At 72.7% G+C, this 8212-nt stretch carries 9 protein-coding genes; 5 read left to right on the top strand and 4 right to left on the bottom strand.

The window, feature by feature from the left end:
• Positions 1–14: 14 nt before the first annotated feature.
• From ACIBTU_RS38570 to ACIBTU_RS38585, 4 genes are read right to left on the bottom strand one after another with little or no spacing between them, the layout of a single operon-like run.
• Entirely contained in the window at positions 15–1259 is a 1245-nt protein-coding gene (locus ACIBTU_RS38570) for an amidohydrolase family protein (protein ID WP_399131445.1), read from the bottom strand.
• Positions 1256–2539, bottom strand: a complete 1284-nt coding sequence (locus ACIBTU_RS38575) for an amidohydrolase family protein (protein ID WP_399131446.1) — start codon at positions 2537–2539, stop codon at positions 1256–1258. Before ACIBTU_RS38575 ends, ACIBTU_RS38570 begins: the two co-directional genes overlap by 4 nt.
• Positions 2540–2573: 34 nt before the next feature.
• Positions 2574–3458, bottom strand: coding sequence for an SDR family NAD(P)-dependent oxidoreductase (locus ACIBTU_RS38580; RefSeq protein ID WP_399131447.1), 885 nt, complete (start codon positions 3456–3458; stop codon positions 2574–2576).
• A gap of 1 nt (position 3459) precedes the next feature.
• Entirely contained in the window at positions 3460–4257 is a 798-nt protein-coding gene (locus ACIBTU_RS38585) for an acetoacetate decarboxylase family protein (RefSeq protein WP_399131448.1), read from the bottom strand.
• A 137-nt stretch (positions 4258–4394) separates the two neighbouring features.
• Here ACIBTU_RS38585 and ACIBTU_RS38590 point away from each other — a divergent pair, with 137 nt between their 5' ends.
• The 5 genes from ACIBTU_RS38590 (at position 4395) to ACIBTU_RS38610 (ending at position 8096) form a co-directional block, all read left to right on the top strand.
• Complete coding sequence (locus tag ACIBTU_RS38590) at positions 4395–5018, top strand: TetR/AcrR family transcriptional regulator (protein WP_399131449.1); 624 nt, start codon at positions 4395–4397, stop codon at positions 5016–5018.
• A gap of 68 nt (positions 5019–5086) precedes the next feature.
• On the top strand, positions 5087–6082 hold the full coding sequence (locus tag ACIBTU_RS38595; protein ID WP_399131450.1) for a DEDDh family exonuclease: 996 nt from the start codon (positions 5087–5089) through the stop codon (positions 6080–6082).
• 90 nt (positions 6083–6172) lie between these two features.
• Positions 6173–6406: a hypothetical protein gene (locus tag ACIBTU_RS38600; RefSeq protein ID WP_188339667.1), complete on the top strand. Its 234-nt coding sequence runs from the start codon at positions 6173–6175 to the stop codon at positions 6404–6406.
• Between the two features lie 81 nt (positions 6407–6487).
• Positions 6488–7297, top strand: coding sequence for an SURF1 family protein (locus ACIBTU_RS38605; RefSeq protein WP_399131451.1), 810 nt, complete (start codon positions 6488–6490; stop codon positions 7295–7297).
• A gap of 43 nt (positions 7298–7340) precedes the next feature.
• Positions 7341–8096: an SDR family oxidoreductase gene (locus ACIBTU_RS38610; RefSeq protein WP_399131452.1), complete on the top strand. Its 756-nt coding sequence runs from the start codon at positions 7341–7343 to the stop codon at positions 8094–8096.
• Positions 8097–8212 lie beyond the last annotated feature (116 nt).

Consider the following 8212-nt stretch of genomic DNA (forward strand, 5'->3'; position numbering starts at 1 on the left):
TGACACTCTCCGGGTCACCAGACCCGGACCGAACCCCCTGTCGCGAAGACCGGGCTGGTCGCGTCGGCCGGCGGTTCCTCGAGGGGTTCGTCGATCTCGGCGACGGTGGGGCCGACGCGGGCCGCGATCGGGTCGAGCAGGGCGAGGTCGAAGCCGTAGACGCGGGCGGCGTTGCCGCCGACCATGGCGGCGATCTCGTCGCGGGACAGGCCCGCGTAGGAGATGCGCAGCCCTTCGCGCGTGTACGGGTACGTGCCTTCGTCGTGCGGGTAGTCGCTGCCCCACATGATCTTGTCGAGGCCGATGCGCTCCCGCAGCGGCACTTCGTGGGGGCGCATGAAGCTCGCGCCCACGAAGCAGTTGTCGCGCCACACCGTGGAGGGGCCCTTGCCCATGGAGTCGGCGAGGCCGGCGCCGAACTTGGACTCGGCGGTGGTGGCCCTGCCGGCGGCCGCCACGAGACGCCCGTGGTAGTAGTCCAGCATGTCCAGGACGCCGGGGATCCAGCCGGAGCCCTGCTCGGTGAGGACGAGCCGCAGCTCGGGGTGGCGGCGGAAGGCACCGCCGAACACGAGGTGCCACAGGGCGCGGTGCGAGAACCAGGTCGTCTCGACCATGAACACCGCGCGGGCCGCCGGTTCGTCGCCGAGCGGCGGGGACGCGGAGCCCGCGTGGTGGTTGACCGGGACGCCGAGCTCGGCGCAGGCCCGCCAGATCGGGTCGTACGCCGACGAGTACAGCTCGGGCAGGCCCGATCCCGGCGGGGTGCCGGGCAGCAGGAGGCCGCCCTTGAGGCCCGCGTCGGCGGACCTGCGGATCTCCTGCACCGCCTCGTCGACGTCGTTGAGGAGGATCTGGAAGACGCCCGCGCGGCGGCCCGGGGCGGCGGCGCAGAAGTCGGCGAGCCACCGGTTGTGGGCGCGCAGTCCGGCCCAGCGCAGCTCGAACTCCTCGCGGGTGGGCGCGGGGGCCATGAGCGCGGCCGAGGGGAAGAACGGCGGGATCGTGTTCGGGAAGACGACCTCGGCGACGATGCCGTCCGCTTCCAGCTCGGCGACGCGCCGGTCCGAGTTCCAGTTGCGGTCGGCGGTGTCGGCGAGCAGGTCCGCGTACGGGTTGACGTAGGTCGCGGCCCAGGCGTCGAAGGCGTCGTGGTGGCGCTTCTCCAGGTAGGGCTTGTAGTCGAGGAGATCGGCGCCCGCGTGGCAGTCCGCCGAGATGACGGTGTAGCGGTCCTCGGAAGGACGCGGTGCGGTCACGGGGTCACCCCCAGGGTCGGGAAGTCGTGGTCGGTCAGCCAGTGCCGGCCGACCTCGCGCGAGCGGGCCCAGGAGGCCTCGACGGCGCTCTGGTCGGCGTCCTGGCCCAGGTCGGCGGGGGTCGGTCCGATGCGGGCGGCGAGCGGGGCCAGCTTCTCGGTGTCGAAGCCGAAGACCTCGGCGGCGGCGAGCCCCAGCATGCGGCGGGTCTCGGCGACGGGGATGTCGTGGAAGGTCCTGCGCAGCCACGCGCGCGTGTCGGGCCAGGTGCCCTCGGGGTGCGGGAAGTCGCTGCCCCACAGGATGTTGTCGACGCCGATCTCGTAGCGCTGGGCGAGTTCGCGGCGCTTGGTGTTGGTGGCGCAGACGAAGATCTGCCGGTCGAGGTACTCGTGCGGCGGGCGCTTCAGTTCGGCGAACGGGGAGAGCTTCTTGCCGCCGTGCGCGCCCAGGTAGAGGCGGTCCATGAACCACAGGAGGTTCGGCAGCCACCAGCAGCCGGACTCGGCGACGCCGAACCTGAGCCCGGGGTGGCGCTCGAAGACGCCGGACCAGAGCAGGAACCAGAGCGGGCGGGCCGGCCACCAGGTCACTTCGCTGACGTAGATGCCGAGGTGGTCGCCGTACTCGTGGCGGGGGGCGGCGCCCGAGTGGGTCACGACGGGCATGCCGCATTCGGCGGCCGCCGCCCACACGGGGTCGTAACGGGCCGCGTGGTAGGGGTCCTTGTCGACCCACATGGAGGGGATCATCAGGGCGCCGAGCCCCGACTCCTTGGCGCGGTGCACCTCGGCGACGACCTTGTCGGGGTCGGCCGTGATCGGCAACAGGGCGACGCCGCAGTGCCGTTCGGGGTTCTGGGAGACGAACTCGGCGAGCCAGCGGTTGTGCGCCTGCGCGCCGGCCATGCCGAGCTCGGGGTCCTGGTCGCCGGAGAGGCCGAGCCCGACGCCGAAGGGCGCCGCCGTCTGGCTGTCGACGGCGTCCGCGTCGGGGAAGACGACCTCGGCGGCCACACCGTCGCCGTCGAGCTCCTTGAGTCGCTGTGCGGCGTCCCAGCCGCCGCGCAGCCCCTCCTCGTTGTCCTGGAACCACTTGGCGGCGAACGCGTCGTTGCGGATGCCGAGCCGGGTCGCCTCCGCGCGCCGGGCGTCGCGTTCCCCGAGGAACGCGTCGAAGTCCCGGTGGAAGCGGCTGTCCAGGTAGGGCCGGTACTCCTCGGTGGGCAGCCCGGCGTGGCAGTCGGAGGAGATGATCAGGTAGGGGTCCTGGTCGCTCATCGTGCGTCCCTCCTCTGAGGGTTCAGTCGAGGGGTCAGTCGAGAATGAAGCTCTCCAGGTACGCCGGGTTCGCCCGGTCCAGCATCGACCGCGAGCGCGCCCGGATCTGCCGGTCGCTGTGCTCGCTCTCGGGAAGCAGCCAGAACCGGTCGGCCGCAATGCCCTCCGCGACGAGGTCCGCCACGTCCTCCACGGGCGTGAAGGCGACCTCCTGACCGGCCTCCTTCATGGCGGCCTCCCACTGGTCGAGGCTGCGGTACGGCGTCCTGCGGGGGCGCTCCTTGGCGAACCGGTCAGGCCGGTTGCGGTGCGACTCCCACAGGCCGGTGCGCAGCATGTGGGGGCCGGGGAAGAGCACGGAGGCGCCCACGCGCGCGTGCTCCGCCTTCAGGTGTGCGTACAGCGACTCGGTGAGGGTGACGACGGCCGCCTTGGTGATCGCGTACACGGAGGCGGTGGGCAGCGGGGCGATGCCGCCGTCGCCGGACGAGGTGTTGACGACGTGGCCCGGCTCGCCGCCCGCGAGCATGCGCGGGACGAACGCCTGGACGCCGTGGAAGACGCCCCACACGTTGACGTCGAACGCCCACTTCCAGTCGTTGGGCTCGTGCTCCCACATGCGGCCCTCGGCGCCGGAGCCGACGCCCGCGTTGTTGCACAGCACATGGCAGGCGCCGAACGTCGCGTACGTGTCCTCGGCGAGCGCCATGACCTGCTCGCGGTCCCCGACGTCGACCACGCGCGCGTGCACGGTGGCGCCCTCGTCGCGCAGTTCGGCGGCGGCCGCCTCCAGGGCGCCCTTCTCGACGTCGGCGAGCACCACCTTCAGGCCGTCGGCCGCGAACCGCCGCGCCATCGCGCGCCCGATCCCGCTCGCCGCGCCCGTGACGACGGCGACCTGTCCCTCGCGCAGCTCCATGTCACACGCTCCCCTCGGGCGGCCCGTCGAGGATCTGCTGCGGGTCGTCGTAGCGCTGGTGGATGTACGGGAGGAGGGCCTGGGCGCTGACCCGCTCGACGGCCTTCCCCTTCTGGTCGGTGGTCTTCTCGCCGATGGTGATCTCCACGAGCGCGCGCACGGGCAGATCGGCGACCGGGTCGTACATGGACTCGCGCAGGACGACGTCGCCGGTGACCCGCTCCAGCTTCCTGACCTTCTCGTTGCGCACGCAGTGCACGAGGACCGGGTCGGCGTCGAAGCCCGAACCGTCCACCGCGGGCAGGAACTTGAAGTAGAAGTCGGTCTTCTGGGCCGGCTCGGGCAGCGGCAGGTCGCCGCTGACGGCGCCGCGCACCTCGACGAACGCGATGCCGTGCCGGGCGAGCGCGGCCCGTACGACGAGTCCGTCGCGCTCCACGGTGACCTCGCCGAGCTTCTTGGGCTCGCCGAAGACCTCGCGGCCGCCGATCAGGGCGCGCTCGTGGGTCATCGGCATGACCAGCGGGTACCAGCCCTCCACTCCCCCGTGCTCGGCCGCCACCGCGACCGAGCCCGCGCCGAGCGGATAGCCGGGCAGGTCGACCTTGCTGATGTTGGCCCGGACCAGGGGCCGGGCGGTCGGCTTGAGCGGCGGCGGGAGCACCGCGGCGACCGCGTCGGGGTCGGACTCCCACACGGCGACCACGCCGGTGGACCAGATGTCGGGAAGCTTGCTGCTCGCGGTGCGCGCGGCGGCGATCTCCGCCTCGCTGCGCGCTCCGTACCGTACGCGTGCCATGTCGTACCGCCCTTCGTCGAAGACGTGTTGGGGGTCGTTCGCGCGGCGCCTGTAACACAGTTACACCGGCACCGATGAAGGGTAAAGACACGTGCACGTACGGAAGTTGACGGATCTTCGCCGAGAAGAGGGCCGACATGGCACGCACCGCACTCACCCGCGAGGAGGTGCTGAGCACGGCCGCGGGCCTGGTCAGGCAGCACGGCCCCGAGGCGCTGACGATGCGCAAGCTGGCGGCCGAGCTGGGCACGGCGGTCACCTCGATCTACTGGCACGTCGGCAACCGCGAGTCGCTGCTCGACGCGCTCGTGGAGCGCACGGTCGCCGAGCTCGGCGCGATCCGGCCGCGCGGCGCGAGTCCGGCCGAGCGGGTCGTCTCCGTCGCCCGCGCGCTGCGCCGGCAGCTGCGCGCGCATCCGCACCTCGTGGCGATGGTCCACGAGCGCGGCCTGACCGAGCGGATGTTCCTGCCCGCGCAGCGCGCCCTGGTGCGTGAGGTGCACGCGGCCGGGCTGCGCGGGGCGCGCGCCGCCGGGGCCGTCCGCGCCCTGCAGTTCCAGGTTGTCGGATATGTCCTGGTCGAGCGGAATCGTGAACGGGCCCCCGTGCAGCGGCCGGGCGAGGAGGAGTTGTGGGACACGTCCGCCGCCGAGGGTGACGAGGCGCTCGCCCGCGAGCTCGCCGGGCCGGTGGACTGCGACGCCCTGTTCACCACGTCCGTACGGGCGCTCGTGAAGTCGCTTCTGGAGCCCGGGGCTTGACTCGTCCGGGGGGAAAGGGGCCCGGGCGGGCGCGGGACTGTCGGTGCGGGCCCGTATCCTCATGGACCATGCTCGAAGACCGTACGACCGCAGCCTCCGACACTCCCTGGCCGGCCGCGTACCCCAAGGGATACGCGGTCGTCGACGTGGAGACCACCGGCCTGTCCAAGGACGACCGGATCATCTCGGCTGCCGTCTACCGTCTGGACGCGCGCGGCGAGGTCGAGGACCACTGGTACACGACGGTGAACCCGGAGCGGGATCCGGGACCGGTGTGGATCCACGGTCTGACGACGGACGTCCTGGAGGGCTCGCCGCTGTTCCCGGAGATCGCCGAGGAGTTCGCGGCGCGGCTCGACGGCCGCGTCCTGGTCGCGCACAACGCGGTGTTCGACTGGTCGATGATCGCCCGCGAGTACGCGCGGGCGAAGCGCACCGCCCCGGTGCGCCAGCGGCTGTGCACGATCGCGCTCTCCAAGGAGCTGGCGCTCCCGCTGCCCAACCACAAGCTGGAGTCGCTGGCCGCGCACTTCGGTGTCGTGCAGCAGCACGCGCACCACGCTCTCGACGACGCGCGCGTGCTCGCGGAGGCCTTCCGCCCGAGCCTGCGCAAGGCGGCGGCGGGGAACGTGCGGCTGCCGCTGCTCGAGTGCCGCCCGCTGACCGAGTGGGTCGACACGGCCGGGCGGACCCCGGTGCCGCGCCAGGCGCAGTCCGCGTACCGGGGCGGCGGCGCGGGCACCTGGCGGCCCGCGCGCAAGCGGCCGGCGTGCCCGCACCCGAACCCGGGCCGCTACGAGCCGGGCAAGGCGCTCCAGCAGGGGATGCGGGTCGCGTTCTCCGGGGACACGTCCGTGGACCGGGAGCTCCTGGAGGACCGCGCGGTCGAGGCGGGCCTGCATGTGGCGACGAGCCTGTCCCGGCTCACCAGCCTCCTGGTGACCAACGACCCGGACTCGTACACCTCGAAGGCCGTGAAGGCGAAGCAGTTCGGTACGCCGGTCGTGGACGAGGCCGCGTTCGGACAGTTGTTGCAGGACGTCACCCCGGCGGACAAGCGCTGAGGGGGCCGGGGGCGTCAGACGGGTGATTGCGGGGCGACTCGCCCCGCGCCCGCTCGCCCGCCGGCGCCCGGGGGACCCACCCTGTGGCGCATGGCACGTTGTGAGGTCTGCGGAAACGATTACGGGATGTCCTTCGAGGTGCACGCGCAGGGCGCGGTGCACGTCTTCGACTGCTTCTCCTGCGCCATCCACCGCATGGCGCCCATCTGCGAGCACTGCCGGTGCCGCATCATCGGGCAGGGCGTCGAGGTCGACGGGCACTGGTACTGCGGGGCGCACTGCTCCCGCGCCGAGGGGCGGGTGGGCATCGTCGACAAGGTCTGAGCCGGCCCCCTACGACCCCCTACGACCCTCGACGGGACCCGCCCGTCGGGGGCCGTCGCATGCCGGGGTACCGTCGTGAGCGTGTACCGCTTCCTGTTGACCCGGCAGTGGGTGATCCTCACGCTGGTCGCCCTCGTCCTCATCCCCACGATGATCCGGCTGGGCATCTGGCAGATGCACCGCTACGACGAGCGCACCGCGCGGAACCAGCTGGTCACCGACGCGCTCGACGCGAAGCCCGTCCCCGCCGAGGAGCTGACCTCCCCGGGGCACACGGTCACCAGCAAGGAGCGGTACCACTCGGTCACCGCGCGGGGCCGCTTCGACACCGAGCACGAGGTCGTCGTGCGGCGCCGTGTCAACGCGGACGACGAGGTCGGCTACCACGTCCTCACCCCGTTCGTCCTGAACGACGGCAAGGTCCTGCTGGTCAACCGGGGCTGGATCCCCGCGGACGGCCCGAGCCAGACCGCCTTCCCGAAGATCCCGGCGCCGCCGCGCGGCGAGCTCACCGTCACCGGGCGTCTCATGCCCGACGAGACGACCGAGGCCAGCGGCATCAAGGACCTCAAGGGCCTGCCCGACCGGCAGATCATGCTGATCGACAGCGAGCGCGAGGCCGCCCGCCTGAACGCGCGCGTGCTCGGCGGCTACATCGCGCTGACCGCCCCCGACCCCGCGCACGGCACCCCCGAACCGGTCGGGAAGCCCGGCCACGAGGACGCGGCGCTGAACTTCGCGTACGCCTACCAGTGGTGGCTGTTCGCCGCCGCGGTGCCCGTGGGCTGGGTCGTCCTGCTCCGCCGCGAACTGCGCGAGCGGCGCCGCCGCGAGGAGGAGGCCGCGCAGGCCGGGGCGGACGCCGACGAGGTGCCCGCGGCCACGGTCTGACCCACCTCGGCGCGGCGCGGCCGGGCGGGGCAGGATAGAGGGCATGGATCTTGGACTGAAGGACCGTGTCTACGTAGTCACCGGCGCGACCCGGGGCCTCGGCAACGCCGCCGCCCGTGAGCTGGTCGCCGACGACGCCAAGGTGATCATCACCGGGCGCGACGAGCAGCGGGTCGCCGAGGCCGCGGAGAAGCTCGGGCCGAACGCGCACGGCGTCGCCGTCGACAACGCCGATCCCCGGGTCGCGGAGCGGGTCATCGAGGCCGCGCGTGAACGGTTCGGGCGGTTCGACGGGATGCTGATCAGCGTGGGCGGGCCGGCCCCCGGTTTCGCCGCCGACAACACGGACGAGCAGTGGCAGTCGGCCTTCGAGTCCGTCTTCCTCGGTGCGGTGCGGCTGGCGCGGGCGGCGGCGGGCGAGCTCGGCGAGGGCGGGGTCATCGGCTTCGTGCTCTCCGGCTCCGTGCACGAGCCGATCCCCGGGCTCACCATCTCCAACGGGCTGCGGCCCGGGCTGGCCGGTTTCGCGAAGTCGCTGGCGAACGAGGTGGGGCCGCGCGGGATCCGGGTCGTCGGGCTGCTGCCGGCGCGGATCGACACGGATCGCGTGCGCGAGCTGGACGGGCTCTCGGCGGACCCCGAGGCGACGCGGCTCGCCAACGAGTCGCGGATTCCGCTGCGGCGGTACGGGGCTCCGGAGGAGTTCGGGCGGGCCGCGGCGTTCTTCCTGTCCCCGGCCGCGTCCTATCTGACGGGTGTCATGCTCCCGGTCGACGGCGGCTTCCGCCACGGGTTCTGATCGTTTCGTCGCCGGGTGCGCCCCGGTGGGGGCTGGTCGCGCAGTTCCCCGCGCCCCTGAAATGCAGACGCTTCGCGTCGCATTTCCCCGATGAGGCGCAGCCTCATCAGGGGCGC

Origin of the sequence: Streptomyces sp. NPDC050145, from assembly GCF_044460245.1 — a bacterium.
Taxonomy (GTDB): Bacteria; Actinomycetota; Actinomycetes; order Streptomycetales; family Streptomycetaceae; genus Streptomyces.

What these genes read in the sequence shown, in the direction of transcription:
- ACIBTU_RS38600 (WP_188339667.1), top strand. Translation starts at nt 6,173, where the DNA reads ATGGCACGTTGTGAGGTCTGCGGAAACGATTACGGGATGTCCTTCGAG.
- ACIBTU_RS38590 (WP_399131449.1), top strand. Translation starts at nt 4,395, where the DNA reads ATGGCACGCACCGCACTCACCCGCGAGGAGGTGCTGAGCACGGCCGCG.
- ACIBTU_RS38610 (WP_399131452.1), top strand. Translation starts at nt 7,341, where the DNA reads ATGGATCTTGGACTGAAGGACCGTGTCTACGTAGTCACCGGCGCGACC.
- ACIBTU_RS38595 (WP_399131450.1), top strand. Translation starts at nt 5,087, where the DNA reads ATGCTCGAAGACCGTACGACCGCAGCCTCCGACACTCCCTGGCCGGCC.
- ACIBTU_RS38575 (WP_399131446.1), bottom strand. Translation starts at nt 2,539, where the DNA reads ATGAGCGACCAGGACCCCTACCTGATCATCTCCTCCGACTGCCACGCC.
- ACIBTU_RS38580 (WP_399131447.1), bottom strand. Translation starts at nt 3,458, where the DNA reads ATGGAGCTGCGCGAGGGACAGGTCGCCGTCGTCACGGGCGCGGCGAGC.
- ACIBTU_RS38585 (WP_399131448.1), bottom strand. Translation starts at nt 4,257, where the DNA reads ATGGCACGCGTACGGTACGGAGCGCGCAGCGAGGCGGAGATCGCCGCC.